This is a genomic window from Pseudomonas sp. R76, assembly GCF_009834565.1.
Taxonomy (GTDB): domain Bacteria; phylum Pseudomonadota; class Gammaproteobacteria; order Pseudomonadales; family Pseudomonadaceae; genus Aquipseudomonas.
This window is the reverse complement of the sequence record NZ_CP019428.1, coordinates 5971114-5987008: the sequence shown is the minus strand read 5'-3', so window position 1 is coordinate 5987008 and position 15895 is coordinate 5971114. Positions and strand designations below refer to the sequence as shown.

16 protein-coding genes are annotated in these 15895 nt (G+C 60.5%); 11 read left to right on the top strand and 5 right to left on the bottom strand.

Annotated features, from left to right (window positions below):
- Positions 1–66: 66 nt before the first annotated feature.
- The 4 genes from PspR76_RS27065 to PspR76_RS27050 all read left to right on the top strand — a co-directional run bounded on the left by PspR76_RS27065 (position 67) and on the right by PspR76_RS27050 (position 5680).
- Entirely contained in the window at positions 67–3267 is a 3201-nt protein-coding gene (locus PspR76_RS27065; protein WP_159960176.1) for a hypothetical protein, read from the top strand.
- A 160-nt stretch (positions 3268–3427) separates the two neighbouring features.
- A complete protein-coding gene (mpl, locus tag PspR76_RS27060; protein ID WP_159960174.1) occupies positions 3428–4777 on the top strand; it encodes a UDP-N-acetylmuramate:L-alanyl-gamma-D-glutamyl-meso-diaminopimelate ligase in 1350 nt (449 codons plus the stop codon).
- On the top strand, positions 4774–5403 hold the full coding sequence (gene ubiX / locus PspR76_RS27055) for a flavin prenyltransferase UbiX (RefSeq protein WP_003219402.1): 630 nt from the start codon (positions 4774–4776) through the stop codon (positions 5401–5403). The genes mpl and ubiX overlap by 4 nt, the downstream gene beginning before the upstream one ends.
- Positions 5396–5680: a YceK/YidQ family lipoprotein gene (locus tag PspR76_RS27050; protein ID WP_159960172.1), complete on the top strand. Its 285-nt coding sequence runs from the start codon at positions 5396–5398 to the stop codon at positions 5678–5680. Before ubiX ends, PspR76_RS27050 begins: the two co-directional genes overlap by 8 nt.
- Positions 5681–5797: 117 nt before the next feature.
- Here PspR76_RS27050 and PspR76_RS27045 read toward each other — a convergent pair whose 3' ends face one another.
- The 3 genes from PspR76_RS27045 to PspR76_RS27035 form a co-directional block, all read right to left on the bottom strand.
- Complete coding sequence (locus PspR76_RS27045) at positions 5798–6439, bottom strand: oxidoreductase (RefSeq protein ID WP_159960170.1); 642 nt, start codon at positions 6437–6439, stop codon at positions 5798–5800.
- A gap of 29 nt (positions 6440–6468) precedes the next feature.
- Positions 6469–8187, bottom strand: coding sequence for a C13 family peptidase (locus tag PspR76_RS27040; RefSeq protein ID WP_159960168.1), 1719 nt, complete (start codon positions 8185–8187; stop codon positions 6469–6471).
- Between the two features lie 105 nt (positions 8188–8292).
- Positions 8293–8748, bottom strand: coding sequence for a MaoC family dehydratase (locus PspR76_RS27035; RefSeq protein ID WP_005791783.1), 456 nt, complete (start codon positions 8746–8748; stop codon positions 8293–8295).
- A gap of 159 nt (positions 8749–8907) precedes the next feature.
- Here PspR76_RS27035 and PspR76_RS27030 point away from each other — a divergent pair, with 159 nt between their 5' ends.
- From PspR76_RS27030 to PspR76_RS27020, 3 genes are read left to right on the top strand one after another with little or no spacing between them, the layout of a single operon-like run.
- Entirely contained in the window at positions 8908–9261 is a 354-nt protein-coding gene (locus PspR76_RS27030) for a CidA/LrgA family protein (protein WP_094951239.1), read from the top strand.
- A complete protein-coding gene (locus tag PspR76_RS27025) occupies positions 9258–9974 on the top strand; it encodes an LrgB family protein (protein WP_159960166.1) in 717 nt (238 codons plus the stop codon). Before PspR76_RS27030 ends, PspR76_RS27025 begins: the two co-directional genes overlap by 4 nt.
- 21 nt (positions 9975–9995) lie before the next feature.
- Positions 9996–10589, top strand: a complete 594-nt coding sequence (locus PspR76_RS27020) for an LON peptidase substrate-binding domain-containing protein (RefSeq protein WP_159960164.1) — start codon at positions 9996–9998, stop codon at positions 10587–10589.
- Here PspR76_RS27020 and PspR76_RS27015 read toward each other — a convergent pair.
- Together PspR76_RS27015 and PspR76_RS27010 are read right to left on the bottom strand one after the other, a co-directional pair.
- Positions 10583–11899, bottom strand: coding sequence for a bifunctional DedA family/phosphatase PAP2 family protein (locus tag PspR76_RS27015; RefSeq protein WP_159960162.1), 1317 nt, complete (start codon positions 11897–11899; stop codon positions 10583–10585). The genes PspR76_RS27020 and PspR76_RS27015 overlap by 7 nt on opposite strands.
- 178 nt (positions 11900–12077) lie before the next feature.
- Positions 12078–12761 carry a DNA-3-methyladenine glycosylase gene (locus PspR76_RS27010; RefSeq protein WP_159960160.1) on the bottom strand — a complete coding sequence of 228 codons (684 nt, stop codon included), beginning with the start codon at positions 12759–12761 and terminating at the stop codon, positions 12078–12080.
- Positions 12762–12934: 173 nt separating this feature from the next.
- Between PspR76_RS27010 and PspR76_RS27005 the strand changes: the two genes are divergently transcribed.
- The 4 genes from PspR76_RS27005 to rlmH all read left to right on the top strand — a co-directional run bounded on the left by PspR76_RS27005 (position 12935) and on the right by rlmH (position 15885).
- Positions 12935–14200 carry a glutamate-5-semialdehyde dehydrogenase gene (locus PspR76_RS27005; protein WP_159960158.1) on the top strand — a complete coding sequence of 422 codons (1266 nt, stop codon included), beginning with the start codon at positions 12935–12937 and terminating at the stop codon, positions 14198–14200.
- On the top strand, positions 14200–14844 hold the full coding sequence (nadD, locus tag PspR76_RS27000) for a nicotinate-nucleotide adenylyltransferase (RefSeq protein ID WP_078739280.1): 645 nt from the start codon (positions 14200–14202) through the stop codon (positions 14842–14844). Before PspR76_RS27005 ends, nadD begins: the two co-directional genes overlap by 1 nt.
- A gap of 69 nt (positions 14845–14913) precedes the next feature.
- Entirely contained in the window at positions 14914–15408 is a 495-nt protein-coding gene (gene rsfS, locus PspR76_RS26995) for a ribosome silencing factor (RefSeq protein WP_003215432.1), read from the top strand.
- A 9-nt stretch (positions 15409–15417) separates the two neighbouring features.
- Positions 15418–15885 (top strand): 23S rRNA (pseudouridine(1915)-N(3))-methyltransferase RlmH, encoded by a 468-nt coding sequence (gene rlmH, locus PspR76_RS26990; RefSeq protein ID WP_003176297.1) that lies wholly within the window; start codon positions 15418–15420, stop codon positions 15883–15885.
- Positions 15886–15895: the final 10 nt, after the last annotated feature.

Genomic DNA, 15895 nt, shown 5'->3' with positions numbered 1-15895 from the left:
CGCGTGAACGCTGCTAATTTTCCGTGCACGTAACAACGCTTAATCCGATCATCGTAGAGGTGAGGTATGACGGTTCCCGCTGTTAACTCGGAGCGTATTGGCGTTACTGGCACGGATGCTCGCCTATCAAGTATTAATACAGAGGCTGCATCGCCCAAGACGAGCAAACGTCGTCTCGTGGCAGATAACGAGTCTACTAGCGTGGCGGGTGACAACAACGCGCTTCAGGAGATTTTACGCAAGACCGGCGAAGCCCGGATGCTGAATAACATGCTCGACGTTTTGAACGCGCAGATTGCGGCACCCGGCGCCCAGGTGGATCTGGAATCCATTAGGGTACAGATCGCCCCGTATTCCTTGCTCTGGAACGAGGAGCAACCGCAACCGATCACGATGAACCTCAAGCAGGTGCTCAAGGCCTATGGCTTGCAAGTGCCCACCACACCGGACGCAGTTGCCAACTTGGCGCGCGTGCTGGCCGCACCGCCATTAACTGCACCCAGTGTGGCGGATTACGGTGGGCTGTTAAGCAAAGACGTGCCGTTGAGCGAAGACAGCCAGAAAAAAATACTCGACACCGTCGGCGCCTGGAAAGCGCTTCAAACACAGGTGCCACTGACTTCCTCCGGCCAGGTCCAGACTCTTTTGGACTATCTGAAGCGTTCGCTGACACCGGCACAGCGTGCGCTGGCCAACTCAAATCCCGGTGCGTTTCTCAACGCATTGATCAATACCCCTAACGCCCAGGCATTGGGTAAACAATTGCAAGAGGCGATTGACGCAGTGCCCACTCAAACCAGCGGCCAGGAGGCACTGCTTACCGCGTTAGGGTTGGAGGCCGACCCTGAGGGAGGGCGGCAGCGCAATAATTTGGCTGGGTATGATTTGCGCCAGCAAGGCAACTGGAAGCGGACGCCAGAGGATATCGTCTGGCTTTTTGAGAGGCACTTGGAAGGTCGAGTCGGTAAAGAGATGGCGAAAGTGGTGGCCTATCAGCTGTTGGCCATGTCTGCCCCGGAGTTTTTGGTCAAGGATTTTCCTCCCACGCTGGTTTACGGTTCACCGCAATGGGCATCGTTCAGCGCGGCGGTGTCGCGCCGCGAGCAGGACACCCCCGGCTCTACGGCTGGGCAAAGCTATGCTCAGATCATGCAATACGATGCGCTGGAACCCGTTACAGAGGCGGGCCAGTACCAGTCTGAGCTTGCGGGCCTGCAGTCGGTGATCGACTGGGGTATAGCCAATAAGGTTATTGATGAAAATAGTGAGGGTGACTACAGCGCTGAGACCATTGAACGTGCAGCCGCTGCGATGGAGAAGCAAGTCGGTGAGGTAGTCGAAGCCGTCAAGACAATGACAGGCCCAATGCCGACTCGCCGCGAGCTGGCACTGGTTGAGTTGACACGGGTATACGGCAAAGAAAAAGCGCACCTCTTTGAGCTGGAAATGTTCAAAAGCGCCAGCCAGACAAAGCACAGTACGAATAGATATTCTCTGCTGGATCTTTATATGTCAGGTGAATTGAAGTCGCGCTTCCGTGTTCCTGATGGCAATGATTTTTCTGTGGGTGAATTTGCGGCTGATATTCTCCATCTGCCGGATATCGAGAAAAAATTCGACGAAGCGTTCCACCACTACACAGCCGGCATAGGCAACGCAGTGGGCGTGAACTTCAAGTATCAATTGTCGCAACTGCCGGATGAAGATCAGCAGATGCTGGAACGCGGGAAACTTACAGTCTTACACCTGAAGCCTCTGACGGGGTTCGACGAATTGAAGGCGATTGATACGCCAATGTTGCGTTGTATAAAAGAGGGCGGCGTTGTTATTGGCGCGGAGCTTGAGGGTAAGAGGGTTCGTTATTGGTATTCGCCAACCCAAGGGAAAATCTTCAAGCAGGTTGAGCCCTTTAATGATTACGGTATGCCCGTGCCTGCCGAGGTGTTCGGCAGTCCACGGGTCAGGAATGACTCGCCTGCCTTTAGCCGAAAAGTAGGCGCCTACGATTTAAAAATGCTCGAATTGGACAAAAAGCATTTGGACTCGGTGGCGACAGCAGCGCCTTCAGCAAGGCGCGCTGCGCTGGGCGATGCGGTGGGCTCTTTTTATACGCGAGAGTTCAATACGGCAAAAGCATCGGCCAAAGGGGAAACCAAACAGGAAAAGGAACAGGCTCAAAGAGAGGCCTTCCACAGGTTCATGCTGGGCTTTATTCCCTTCTACGACTTCGTTAAATGCATCGTTGAAGGCAAGACGGGCGAAGCGATTATTTATGGAATGCTCGATCTTATTGGGTTGGTCATACCCGCCCTTAAAGGCGGGATCAGTGCCGCGAGTGCGGGCGTCAAGGCGCTCAGCACAGGCTTCAGGTTTCTAAAAGGTTTCGCCAAAGCTGGCGTGTTGGCTGCTAACCCGCTCGGGTGCATTTTTGATGCGGGGAAGGGGGTATACAAGCTGGGCAAATCCGGGATTAGAAGGTTGGGGGGGACAGACTTTTCCGCGTTTTATAAATTGCGTCATATCCGCGGTCGCAGTGGCAGTTGGAACATACCCAAGCCCGGGAAGAAAGGTGCCATTGCCGAGGGGGTTTACCGGCCTCTGGGCGGGAATACGGCACCTGTAAATGTCGTTGCGGTTGAATGTAATGGCAAGTGGTACGCCTGTGATCCCAAGACTCAAGGGCCTTACGGCGCGCCGTTGAAAGGTTTCACGCCCGGTGTCGGGTTTGCCAGGCAAGTAGCGCAAGCGACCGTCAGCGCAATTATCGATGCCGGCGTGAACTTTGGTATCGACCAAGCGTTAAAGGCCGCCCGACAGCCGCAGTTGATGCTGCACCCACTTCAACGCCAAACCCAGGCGCAAACCGAGTCCGCGCTACAGAACACCGCCGACAGCGTTGACAGGCTTGCCGATCAAACACGGCTCGCCCGGGTGCAGACACTTTGGCGCGAGCTCAAGCAGGCCAATAAGGACCTGACGGCGCTGGCAGGTGGCGAGGTACAAGACATTGATCACGCGTCCGAAGGCAGGCCGACCGACATTATTAGCCACCTTGATCAAATCGAAGCCGAACTTGATGTGCTCGAGGACCGCGTCCAGGAACAAGCGCGTGTGTTCAATGTGTTCTTTGATCGCCACATACTGGCCCCTCTTGACCCTGCGGACAGCTATACGGCCCGCGAGCGATTCAATGCCATAGAGAAACGGTTGGCGGTGGTGAACGCGGCGCTACGGAAGATGAAGGCGCAGCGCGACAAGGCTGCGTGAGTGGCGGGGCCTGGCGGGTAGCCACGTAAGCTACCGCAGGCCTGAAAAATACACGGCTGAGCGAAGCACACACACTTAAATCGCTCAGCCGCCCGGCCGCATAAAAGGTGCGATTTCCCCTTCCCTGCGCTAACCTGCCCCGATGTTCAAGAGGTCAACCATGCACATTCATATTCTCGGTATTTGCGGCACCTTCATGGGCTCGATGGCGGTTCTGGCCAAAGAGCTGGGCCATCATGTCACCGGCTCCGACGCCAACGTTTACCCGCCCATGAGCACGCAATTACAAGCCCAGGGTATCGAGTTGACCCAGGGCTACGACCCGTCGCAATTCGACCCTGTCCCGGATCTGGTGGTAATTGGCAATGCCATGGTGCGTGGCAACCCGGCGGTTGAATACGTGCTCAATAAGGGGTTGCCGTATGTTTCTGGCCCACAGTGGCTGGCGGACCATGTGCTGCAGGGCCGTTGGGTATTAGCCGTCGCCGGCACCCACGGCAAGACCACCACCAGCAGCATGCTGGCCTGGGTGTTGGAACATGCGGGCATGAGCCCTGGCTTTTTGATCGGCGGTGTACCGCAAAACTTCTCGGTGTCGGCGCGCCTGGGCGAAACGCCGTTCTTCGTGATCGAAGCGGACGAATACGACAGTGCGTTCTTCGACAAGCGCTCCAAGTTCGTCCACTACCGTCCGCGCACGGCGATCCTGAACAACCTCGAATTCGACCACGCCGACATCTTCCCCGATCTGCCGGCCATCGAGCGCCAGTTCCACCATCTGGTGCGCACCATCCCCAGTGAAGGCCTGGTCATCCATCCGACCACCGAGCCCGCTTTGCAGCGCGTGATCGACATGGGCTGCTGGACCCCGGTGCAAACCACCGGCGCAGGCGGGCAGTGGCAGGTCAGGTTGCTCAGTGAAGACGGCTCCAAATTTGAAGTGCTGTTCGACGGTGAAGCCCAAGGCATCGTTGAGTGGGACATGACCGGCCAGCACAACGTCGCCAACGCGATGGTGACGCTGGCGGCTGCGCGGCATGTGGGCGTGGTGCCATCCATGGGCATCGCCGCATTGAGTGCGTTCAGAAGCGTGAAGCGCCGCATGGAAAAAGTCGCCGACGTGAATGGGATTACCATCTACGACGACTTTGCCCACCACCCGACCGCAATTGCGACCACGCTGGACGGCCTGCGCAAGCGTGTCGGTGACGCCAACATCATTGCGATTGTCGAGCCGCGCTCCAACTCCATGAAGCTCGGCGCACACCGCGACGGTTTGCCGGAAAGCGTCAACGATGCGGATCAGGTGGTCTGGTACGCGCCGGCCAACCTGGGCTGGGACCTGCCGGCCATCGCCGCGCTGTGTACCGTTCCTTCCATCGTCTGCGATTCCATCGAGGGCATCATTGAGCACGTCAAGCATCAGGCCAAGCCCGGCACCCATGTGGTGGTGATGAGCAACGGCGGCTTTGGCGGCTTACATGGCAAGCTGGCCGAGGCGTTGAAATGAGTGGGCCGGAACGCGTCACCCTGGCGATGACCGGCGCTTCCGGCGCGCCGTATGGCCTGCGCTTGCTCGATTGCCTGGTGCGTGAAGACCGTGAGGTGCACTTTTTGATCTCCAAGGCCGCGCAACTGGTGCTGGCTACCGAGACTGACGTCGCGCTACCGCCCAAGGTGCAGATGATGCAGGCCTTCCTCACCGAATACACCGGTGCGGCGGCGGGGCAGATCAAGGTTTACGGCAAAGAGGACTGGATGTCGCCCGTGGCTTCCGGCTCCGGCGCGCCGGCGGCGATGGTGGTGGTGCCGTGTTCCACCGGCACCTTGTCGGCGATTGCGACAGGCGCGTGCAACAACCTGATCGAACGCGCGGCAGACGTGACCTTGAAGGAGCGTCGCCAGTTGATTCTGGTGCCACGCGAGGCGCCTTATTCGAGTATTCACCTGGAGCACATGCTCAAGTTGTCGAACATGGGCGTGACCATCTTGCCGGCGTCACCCGGTTTTTATCACCAGCCGCAGACCATCGATGACCTGGTGGATTTTGTGGTGGCGCGAATTCTCAACCTGCTGAACATTCCTCAGGACATGCTGCCGCGTTGGGGCGAGCACCATTTGAGCAGCGATGAATAAGGCCCTGCTGGTGCTGTTGGCGCTGCAACTGACCGGCTGCGCCACCGCGCGCACCCTGGATGCCGCGCAACCTGGCGCGCCGGTGGTGTATGCCGGCACGCGCCTGGATTTGTATGCGATTAACGGCGGCTGCTGCGCCAAGGATCGGTTTGGCGCTGAGGCGCCGAGTTATCCGCATGTCGACCTGCCGGCCAGTGCGTTGCTCGACACGCTGCTGTTGCCGCTGTCGGTGTTGACGGTGTTGGGGGTGGGGTTTAACGCAACAGGCGGGCTTTAACCCCAGATCACTCCCACGCTCTGCGTGGGAGTGAATCCTGTGACGCTCTGCGTCACGACCTTCAAGAGCGGACGCGGAGCGTCCCAGGCGGCATTACCACGCAGAGCGTGGGAACGATCATTTGCCGAGCTTACGCAACTCATCCGACTCCACAACCCGCACCCCATCCTGCTCTTCCAGCGCCAGGCGCCACATGGCGCGGGCCAGTTCGCAGACTTCAATGCCGCGGTACTTGCCCGGAATCAACCGCGACAACGGCCCGGCCAGTTGCTCGGCCAGGCGTGGCTCCAAGCGTTCCCCCAGCAGCAGCGAAGGCCGCACGATGGTCAGTTGCGGCCAGTCCTGGGCTTTGAGCGCCAGTTCCATTTCGCCTTTGACCCGGTTGTAGAAGATCGAGGATTTCGGGTCGGCGCCAATCGCACTGATCACGATCAGGTGCCGCGCGCCCATTTCCCGTGCACGCTTGGCGAAGGCCACGACCATGTCCAGGTCGACCGCGCGGAAGGCTGCTTCGGAACCGGCCTGCTTGATGGTGGTGCCCAGGCAGCAGAAGGCGATATCGACCTGGCCGCTCAAGTGCGGCAACAGCGCCGGCGGGTCGCCCACCGGGTTTTCCAGGTGCGGGTGTTCGGCCAGCGGCTTGCGGCTCGGCGCCAGTACGCGGGTCACGGTGGGTTCGTTGAGCAGGCGGTCGAGCAGGTGTTCGCCGGTCAGGCCCGAGGCGCCGGCGAGCAGGATATGTTGAGGTGTCAGGTACATGGTGTTTCCCCCTTGTTACACGTTACAGCTTAGTTGCCTTTGGCTTCCTTGCTATTCATTGAGACGCTTTCGAGCGCCTTTCGTGCCTGCTGCTTGCGTAATAATTGCCAATGGGCGATCACACCTTTGGGGGCCCAGATCTGCGGTTCGGAGGCTTCGAAATTGTCCGCCTGTTCGCGCTCGGCCACATGGAGTTGTGCCAGTTTGAAGGCCTGCAGTAAATCGTCGGTCTGGTTGAAGGCCTGTGCGAAAAGGGCATCGCCGAAGTAGGTGAAGTCCGCTTCCTCGGAACAGCCGAAAGACACGCGATCAGCGCGCGAGGCAGTCATGATCAGGGTGCGCTCATCTTTCAGCGCCGGGATAAACCCGCCGGAATAACAGGCGGAAATCACGATGATCTTGTCGCGGTTTTTCAGCGGCGCGAGCACGGCGGCCAGTTCGTCGGCGGGCAGGTCGGCCAGCTCCATGCGCGGTTGGTCGAGCACCAGTTCATGTTCGTGGGTGCCGTGGCTGGTCATGTAGATAAACACCAGATCTTCCGGGCCGGTGCGCTCAGCCAGGGTTTGCACCGCGCGGCGCAGGCTTTCGCGGGTGGCCAGCGGGCGGTCGGCGATATGGTCGCGGTGGTTGACCAGGCGGATCTGCCCGCGCGCGCCGAAACGGGTGGCAAGCATGTTGCTCACATAATCGGCTTCACGCAGGAACACGCTTTGCTTGCCATCCCCCGCCACGGCCAGGCTGTACAGCTCCACGGCGGGCGTCGAGGGCGGCACGGCGGCGAGCGCGGCATCGAGCAAGCGGCCCTGGGCCAGTACGCCGATTTCCAATGGGTCGGGCAACAACTTGCCGTCGGCATCGCGCACGCGCATACCGTTGACCCAGGTGCCGGCCTGGACGGTGCCGTCGGTGAGCACCAGCGTGCCTTTGCCTTGGTAGCTGTCGCTGTCGAAACCGCCGATATAGAAGCTGCCATCGGTGAGGTTCAGGCGGCCCTCGCCGGTAAAGCGCCAGTCGCTGAAGTAGCCGACATAGTGGCTGCCATCGACGCCGATCAGCTCGCCCTTGCCGCTGAGCGCGCCTTCCTTGAACTGGCCGATCCACACGTCGCCGTCGGCGTTTTCATAGCGGCCCTTGCCGTTGAGCTGGTTCTGTTTGAACTGGCCGACATAGATGTCGCCGTCGGCGCTGTTGAACGTGCCATTGCCTTCGAGCTGGCCATCGACAAAGTGGCCGCTGAACTGGTTGCCACTGTCGTCGTTGCGTTGGCCTTCGCCATTCGGCTTGCCGTGGGCAAACTGGCCCTGATACTGGCTGCCGTCGGCCAGCTCCAGGCGGCCGAGGCCGGAATACTGGTCGTCCTTGAATTCGCCGCGATAGGTCATCTGCCCCTCTTTGAGGGTGCCTTCGCCATTGCGTCGGCCGTTCTTGAAACCGCCGACGTAGCTGCTACCCGCCGTGGTCAGGCTGCCCTGGCCGTCGAACAGGCCTTGCTTGAACTGGCCTTTATAGACCTCGCCGTTGCTGCCATGCCATTCGCCCTGGCCGTGCCACTGGCCTTTGTCGAACTGGCCGGCGTACCAACTGCCGTTGGGGTAGTCCACCCGGCCCTGGCCTTGCAGCAAGCCATTGACCACATCGCCCCGGTAGCGGCCGCCGTCGGGCAGGCGCGCATCGGGCGGCAACAGCGATTCGCCGTCTCCGCAAGCGGTGAGCAACAGGGCAAGGGCAAGGGGAGCGAGTGGGCGCATAGCGGGATCCGGATAATTGAGCGCCGAGTATGCCGCAGCCGCAGGATTCATACATAAATTTACATACACTGTGGCAAGGTTTATCACCTCACCACAGGCGAGGCCTTACACGAAGCAGAGTGACAACGACTCGGCGATGTACGCAGGTTTTTCCTGGCCTTCGATTTCCAGGGTGGCGGTGGCCTTAAATAGCCATTGGCCAGGTTTTTTCTCGGTGACGTCGGTCAGGGTCACGTTCAGGCGCACCTTGGAGTCGACCTTCACCGGCTGGATAAAACGCACGCTGTCCAGGCCGTAGTTGACGGCCATCTTCAGCCCCTCGGGCATGATCAGGATGTCTTCCATCAGCTTGGGCATCAACGACAGCGACAGGAAACCGTGCGCGATGGTGCTGCCGAACGGCGTCTGGGCGGCCTTGACCGGGTCGACGTGGATGAACTGATGATCGCCAGTGGCTTCTGCGAACAGGTTGATACGTGCCTGGTCGATGGTGAGCCATTCGGAACGTCCCAGTTCCTTGCCGACATAATCTTTGAGCTGCGCTACAGGTACATAGGGCATTACGACTCTCCTTGGTTCATCGGTTTTTATAGGTATGCGAAATCCATGTTAGATCATCATGGGCAACCCAGTCGGTCAACCCACCATGCTTTTGGCGAATGCCGGAGCATAGAGCCGGCGTGCTTATAATGCGGGCGAGTCTTTTAGGGGGGAGAACGGATGCTGTTACGTGGCCTGACATGGCTGGTGCTGTTTCAGTTGATCGGCACCGCGATCAACCATTTGCTGTTGCCGGTGCTGCCGGGGCCGATCATTGGCTTGCTGCTGATGCTCGGCTTTCTGATCTGGCGTGGCGAAGTCGGCGAACCCCTGAGCCTGGCCGCCAGCAGCCTGTTGCGCTATTTGCCGCTGCTGCTGGTGCCGCCCGCCGTAGGCGTGATGGTATACGCCAAAGATATCGCCGCTGACTTCTGGGCCATTGTCGGCGCGCTGGTGTTGTCGCTGGTGATTGCCATGGGCTTTGTCGGCGTGCTGATGCAGCAGATGGTCAAGCGCAAGGAGAAGGATCAATGATCTTCGACTGGCAGGGCGCCTGGACGGCTGTCATTCATCACCCACTATTTGGTATCGGTATCACCCTGGGTGCTTATCAACTGGTGCTGGCGGCGTTCGAGAAAACCCGCTGGATCTTCCTGCAGCCGGTGCTGGTGTCCATGCTGCTGGTGATCGGCGTATTGCTCAGTTGCGGCCTGACCTACGTCGAGTACCGCAAGAGCACCGAGATCATGAGTATTCTGCTCGGCCCTGCGACCGTGGCGCTGGCGGTGCCGCTGTTCTTGAACTTGCGGCGGATTCGCCAATTGTTCTGGCCGATTTTTACTACGCTGGTGATAGGCGGCGTGCTGGCTACCGGCCTGTGCGTGCTGTTGGGCTGGTGGTTCGGCGCCGAACACATGATGCTGATGACCATGGCGCCCAAGTCGGTAACCTCGCCGATCGCGATGCTGGTGGCCGAGCAGATCGGCGGCGTGGCCGCATTGGCGGCGGTGTTTGTGCTGATCACCGGGGTGATTGGCGCGATGATCGGCCCGGCGTACCTGTCGCGCCTGGGTGTGCACAGCCCCGAGGCGCGCGGCATGGCCTTGGGCATGACCGCCCACGCCGTCGGCACCTCGGTGGCCCTGCAGGAAAGCGAAGAGTGCGGCGCCTTTGCGGCGCTGGCCATGAGTCTGATGGGCGTGGCCACGGCGGTGTTCCTGCCGCTGGCCGTGTCGGTGATTGTTTAAATCGGGTTTAAGGAAACCTTTATGAGTCTGGCGCTGTTCCCGCTCAATACCGTGTTGTTCCCTGGCTGCACCCTCGATTTGCAACTGTTCGAGGCGCGCTACCTGGACATGATCAGCCGCTGCATGAAAAAGGGCGAAAGTTTCGGTGTGGTGTGCACCCTCGGCGGCAGGGAAGTGGGCATGGCCACGCAGGGCTATGCGCTGATCGGCTGCGAAGCGCTGATTCGCGACTTCAAGCAGCAGGACAACGGCCTGCTGGGGATTCGTGTCGAGGGCGGGCGGCGCTTTCGTGTGCTTGATGCTGGCGTGCAGAAGGACCAGTTGCTGGTCGCCGAGGTGCAGTGGCTTGAAGAACTGCCGGACCAACCGCTGGAAGAAGAGGACGCCGACCTGCTGGCGTTGCTTCAGGCCTTGGCCGAACACCCGATGGTCGCCTCGCTCGACATGGGCACCCACGCTGATGGCCAGCAAGCCCTGGGCAATCAGTTGGCGTATCTGTTGCCGTTCACCGAGGCCGACAAGATCGACCTGCTGCAACTCGACGACCCGCAGCAACGTCTGGATGCGATCCAGATGTTGCTCGACGAATTGCAGGGCGAACTCTTCACTCAATAGGCGTAGCGCAGCATCGCGTGGGAAGTGCCGGTGAGCGCGATGAAACCGAGCACGGCGAGCACGATCGGCAGCATCCACCACCAGATTTTTTGTGGCAGCGGCGGCAGCGGGCTGCGGTACTGACTGATGGCCAGGCTGAACGCACACACTGTCATTGCCAGCAGCGTGCCGGCCAGGATGTCTGTCGGCCAGTGCGCACCGAGGTAAACCCGCGACAGCGCGATAAACGCGGCAGGAATGCAGCCCAGCAGCAGCCAGGTCAGGCGCAGCCGCGTGGGTTGCCCACGACCGGCCAGCACCGCCAGCGCCAGGAAAAACGCAAAGGCGCCCGAGGCGTGACCGCTTGGCATGCTGAAACTGGTCAGTGGGTCGGTCAGGATTTCTGGCCGGCCACGGGCGAAAAACAGCTTGGTGGCGGTGTTGATCACCGCCGAACCGGCCAAGGTGGCGCCGACAAACACCGCGTGGCGCCATTGCCGCGCCACTAACAGCAAACCGGTGAAAATCGCGCTGGCGATAAACATCTTCCTGAACTCACCCAACTGGGTAATCCGCACCATTACCTCGTCCAGCCATGGGCTGCGGTGTTCCTGCACCAGCGCGCTCAAGCCCTGATCGAAGTCATTGAGATGGGGGTAGCCGATAAACAGGGCGATCAACAGGGTCAGGCTGGCGCAACCGACCCACAACGTGGCGCGACGATGGCCACGCAGGCTGCTGTTCAAGCTCAGCCCCAGCAGCACGGCAATACACCCGGCGACAATCCCGGCCTCCAGCCAGAAACCTTCCGGCAACGGCAGGCGGAACGCGGCGCCGGTCGCCCAGCCCGGCAACAGATACGCGACCGACCAACCGGCGGCGGCGACGATGCTGACGGCGGCAAAGCGTGGGAACGGCATGTCGCACATGCCGGCCACCATCGGCAGCATCGGGCGCAGTGGGCCGATGAAACGTCCTACCAGCAGGCTGGCGATGCCGTATTTATGGAAGTAGGTTTCAGCGCCGTTCATCCATTCAGGGTGGTGACGCAAGCCGGGCAGGCGCCGGATGTTCTGGTGGAAATGTCGGCCCAGGTAGTAGGAAACCCCGTCGCCGAGCAAGCCGCCGAGGAAGCCCAGCAGCAGGGTTTCGCTCAACGAAAGCGCGCCACTGCCGGCCAGTGCGGCAATGGCAAACAGCAACACCGTGCCCGGCACGATCAGCCCGGCGATGGCCAGGCATTCCACGCACGCGACGATAAACACCGCCACGGCCAGCCATTCTGGGTTGAGGGTCAGCCAGCCGGTAATGCTATCGAGCCATTGGCCCATACAATCAACTCCATATTTGTAATGCGAAACCTGAGACAGTGAAGATCAATTGTGGGAGCTGGCTTGCCTGCGATGGCGGCCTCAAGACGAACATCGAGTCGCCTGGGCCACCGCTATCGCAGGCAAGCCAGCTCCCACATTGGAATTGCTGTGCTGCGGGTTTCAACATTCAATCAATTCAAATCAAAAAATAATCGCGGCCTTCGACCTGGCCCCGGCGCAGCGGGTTCCTGGTGCAATGCGGTGCATAGCCCGCATCCACAAAGCGGTACATCAAATGTTCATCGCGCCCGCTGGGAATGCCCAGGCGAGTGGTCTGGATTATCTGTGTCGGCGTCTGGCCCACGTCCTCTACGTAGAGCTGCTCCTGATCAAAACGCTTGGCATCCCACATCGGCACTTTCAGTCCCAGGGCTTTGCACAGCAAAGTTTGACCGGCGCAGAGTTTCTGCGAGGGGCGAGGGTGGCCGTTGGCGTCCGGGTTGTTCAGCAGCATCTGCGCCAGGCTCGCCGGGCCGGACATGCCGTCTACCCAGGGATAGCCTGATTTGATCAGCACGGCATTGCCCGGGCCGTGGGCGCTGAAGTTCAGCGAATCACCGCCACGGGCGTAGTACATGTAGATGTGCCCGCCATCCAGAAACAAAGCCTTACGTTTTTCTGTGTAGCCGAGTGAGGCGTGGCTGCCTTTTTCGGCCACGTAATAGGCTTCGGTTTCAATAATTCGTGCTGAAAGCCAGGTTTCGCCGACGCGATGGCGTATGACTTTGCCGAGTAATTCGCGCGCGAGCACTTGCGCGTCACGGTCGAAGAAGCTGTCGGGCAGGGCGCTGGCGGGGCGTTGCGGGGCAAAACTGGACATGGCGGTAAGGTTAATACGGCTAAATGTGACGGAATAATAACAACTCCCACCTTAATTACCGCTGAACCCCAAGTTTTTACAGTTCATTTCGACCATCCGCCCCTCACCGCTGTCAGTCGGGCGGCGTCGCAGCTATAATCTGCCGCTTTCCTCTTTGCCAAGACTCCCTGACCATGACTGAGTCCGTTCTTGACTACATGACCCGCCTGGGTCGCGCTGCCCGTCAGGCCTCGCGGTTGATCGCCCGTGCGAGCACTGCGCAGAAGAACCGTGCCCTGCTGGCCGCCGCCGATGCTCTGGATGCTGCGCGCTCCGAGCTGGCTGCCGCCAACGAACTGGACCTGGCCAGCGGCCGCGCCAATGGCCTGGAGCCGGCACTGCTGGACCGCCTGGCGCTGACCCCGGCACGTATCGACGACATGATCGAAGGCCTGCGTCAGGTGGCCAAGCTGCCTGACCCCATCGGTGAAATCCGCGATATGCGCTACCTGCCGTCCGGCATCCAGGTCGGCAAGATGCGCGTGCCCCTGGGCGTGATCGGCATCATTTATGAGTCGCGTCCGAACGTAACCATCGACGCCGCGAGCCTGTGCCTCAAGTCGGGTAACGCCACCATCCTGCGTGGCGGCTCCGAGGCGATCAATTCCAACCGCGCCATCGCCGCCTGCATTCAGCAAGGCCTGGCCGTGGCCGAGTTGCCGGCCGAAGTGGTGCAAGTGGTGGAAACCACCGACCGCGCCGCCGTTGGCGCGCTGATTACCATGCCGGAGTTCGTCGACGTGATCGTGCCGCGCGGTGGCAAGAGCCTGATCGAGCGCGTCAGCCGCGATGCCAAGGTGCCGGTGATCAAGCACCTGGATGGCGTGTGCCACGTGTTCATCGACGTCGCCGCCGACATCGACAAGGCGATCCGCATCGCCGACAACGCCAAGACCCACCGCTACGCGCCGTGCAACACCATGGAAACCCTGTTGGTGCACGCCGGCATTGCCGATCGAGTGCTGCCGCCGCTGGCTGCCATTTACCGTGACAAGGGTGTGGAATTGCGTGGTTGTGAGCGTACCCGTGCGCTGCTGGGCGCGGACGTGATCGAAGCCACCGAACAAGACTGGTACACCGAGTACACGGCGCCGATCCTGTCGATCCGCATCGTCGACGACCTGGACCAGGCCATCGAACACATCAATAAATACGGCTCCAAGCACACCGATGCCATTGTTTCCGAGCATTTCAGCGATGCCCGGCGTTTCCTCAACGAAGTGGATTCCGCTTCGGTGATGGTCAACGCCTCGACGCGCTTTGCCGACGGCTTCGAGTATGGCCTGGGGGCGGAAATCGGTATTTCCACCGACAAGCTCCACGCACGCGGCCCGGTTGGCCTGGAAGGCCTGACCAGCGAGAAGTACGTGGTGTTCGGCGACGGTCATGTGCGCACTTGATGGCTAAACGCATCGGGCTGCTCGGCGGCACCTTCGACCCCGTGCACATCGGCCATTTGCGCAGTGCCCTGGAAGTCGCGGATGCCCTCGCGCTGGATGAGCTGCGGGTGATGCCCAACGCGCGGCCGCCGCATCGCGATACGCCGCAGGTATCAGCGCAGCAACGCCTGGAAATGGTGCGCCTGGCGGTGGAGGGCATAGCGCCGCTGGTGGTCGACGACCACGAGCTCAAGCGTGATAAACCGTCCTACACTGTCGATACCCTGGAAGTGATGCGCGCCGAAATGGCCGCGGATGACCAGTTGTTTCTGCTTTTGGGCTGGGACGCATTTTGCGGCCTGCCCTCTTGGCATCGCTGGGAGGAACTCCTCCAGCACTGCCACATCCTGGTTTTGCAACGCCCGGATGCCGACAGCGAACCGCCGGATGCCTTGCGCAACCTGCTGGCCGCGCGGTCGGTAAGTGACCCCTTGGCCCTGACCGGGCCGAACGGGAATATTGCATTCGTCTGGCAGACCCCGCTTGCGGTGTCCGCCACCCAGATCCGTCAACTGCTGGCCAGCGGGAAGTCGGTACGTTTCCTGGTGCCTGACGCGGTCCTGGCCTACATCGATGCGCACGGGCTTTACCGTGCGTCGAACTGAAAAGGCGCGCTTGTCGCTACGCACAGTCGTGCAGCGAGCGCCCGAACATATGAGCAAAACGAGTTTTATATGACCAACAAAGACGTAAGCAAAGTTAAGCGCAAAGGCACGTTCAAAAGCGCCCCGCTGCCAGTTGAAGCGCACACCGGCCCTGAGCTGGCTGGCGAAGAGCTGGTAAAAGTGGCCGTTGCCGCTCTGGAAGACGTGAAGGCACAGGACATCCAGGTTCTGGACGTGCGCGACAAGCAGAGCATCACCGATTTCATGATCATCGCCACCGGTACTTCCAACCGTCAGATCGGCGCGATGCTCGACAAGGTTCGCGAAGCCGTCAAAGCCCAAGGCGTCAAGCCGCTGGGTGAAGAAGGCAAGGGCGACAGCGACTGGGTGCTGCTGGACATGGACGACGTGATCGTTCACATGATGACCTCCAATGCCCGTCAGTTCTACGACCTGGAGCGTCTGTGGAAAGGCGCCGAGCAGAGCCGTGCCGCTGATGGCAAGCACCACAGCCCGGAAGTGGGCCACGCGCACTTCGACAAGCTCAACAAAGACCAGGAATAAGGAACGGCTGTGCGCCTGCGTCTGATCGCTGTCGGTTCACGCATGCCCAAGTGGGTGGAAGAAGGCTGGCACGAGTATGCCAAGCGTCTGCCCGCTGAGCTGTCGCTGGAACTGGTGGAAATACCGCTCAACACCCGGGGCAAGAATGCCGACGTGGCGCGCTTTATCCGTCAGGAAGGCGAAGCCATGCTGGCCAAGGTCGGCCCCAACGAGCGCATCGTCACCCTTGAGGTGCACGGCAAGCCCTGGAGCACCGAGCAGTTGGCGGTGGAACTGGATCGCTGGCGCCTGGATTCGCGTACGGTCAACTTCATGGTCGGTGGCCCCGAAGGGCTGGCGCCGGAAGTCTGTGCGCGGGCGGACCAGCGCTGGTCGTTGTCGGCGTTGACGCTGCCGCACCCGTTGGTAAGGATTCTGATCGGTGAACAGCTGTATCGCGCCTGGACAGTTCTGTCCGGGCACCCTTACCACAAATAATCTGCGCCCC

What these genes read in the sequence shown, in the direction of transcription:
- PspR76_RS27065 (WP_159960176.1), top strand. Translation starts at nt 67, where the DNA reads ATGACGGTTCCCGCTGTTAACTCGGAGCGTATTGGCGTTACTGGCACG.
- mpl (WP_159960174.1), top strand. Translation starts at nt 3,428, where the DNA reads ATGCACATTCATATTCTCGGTATTTGCGGCACCTTCATGGGCTCGATG.
- ubiX (WP_003219402.1), top strand. Translation starts at nt 4,774, where the DNA reads ATGAGTGGGCCGGAACGCGTCACCCTGGCGATGACCGGCGCTTCCGGC.
- PspR76_RS27050 (WP_159960172.1), top strand. Translation starts at nt 5,396, where the DNA reads ATGAATAAGGCCCTGCTGGTGCTGTTGGCGCTGCAACTGACCGGCTGC.
- PspR76_RS27045 (WP_159960170.1), bottom strand. Translation starts at nt 6,439, where the DNA reads ATGTACCTGACACCTCAACATATCCTGCTCGCCGGCGCCTCGGGCCTG.
- PspR76_RS27040 (WP_159960168.1), bottom strand. Translation starts at nt 8,187, where the DNA reads ATGCGCCCACTCGCTCCCCTTGCCCTTGCCCTGTTGCTCACCGCTTGC.
- PspR76_RS27035 (WP_005791783.1), bottom strand. Translation starts at nt 8,748, where the DNA reads ATGCCCTATGTACCTGTAGCGCAGCTCAAAGATTATGTCGGCAAGGAA.
- PspR76_RS27030 (WP_094951239.1), top strand. Translation starts at nt 8,908, where the DNA reads ATGCTGTTACGTGGCCTGACATGGCTGGTGCTGTTTCAGTTGATCGGC.
- PspR76_RS27025 (WP_159960166.1), top strand. Translation starts at nt 9,258, where the DNA reads ATGATCTTCGACTGGCAGGGCGCCTGGACGGCTGTCATTCATCACCCA.
- PspR76_RS27020 (WP_159960164.1), top strand. Translation starts at nt 9,996, where the DNA reads ATGAGTCTGGCGCTGTTCCCGCTCAATACCGTGTTGTTCCCTGGCTGC.
- PspR76_RS27015 (WP_159960162.1), bottom strand. Translation starts at nt 11,899, where the DNA reads ATGGGCCAATGGCTCGATAGCATTACCGGCTGGCTGACCCTCAACCCA.
- PspR76_RS27010 (WP_159960160.1), bottom strand. Translation starts at nt 12,761, where the DNA reads ATGTCCAGTTTTGCCCCGCAACGCCCCGCCAGCGCCCTGCCCGACAGC.
- PspR76_RS27005 (WP_159960158.1), top strand. Translation starts at nt 12,935, where the DNA reads ATGACTGAGTCCGTTCTTGACTACATGACCCGCCTGGGTCGCGCTGCC.
- nadD (WP_078739280.1), top strand. Translation starts at nt 14,200, where the DNA reads ATGGCTAAACGCATCGGGCTGCTCGGCGGCACCTTCGACCCCGTGCAC.
- rsfS (WP_003215432.1), top strand. Translation starts at nt 14,914, where the DNA reads ATGACCAACAAAGACGTAAGCAAAGTTAAGCGCAAAGGCACGTTCAAA.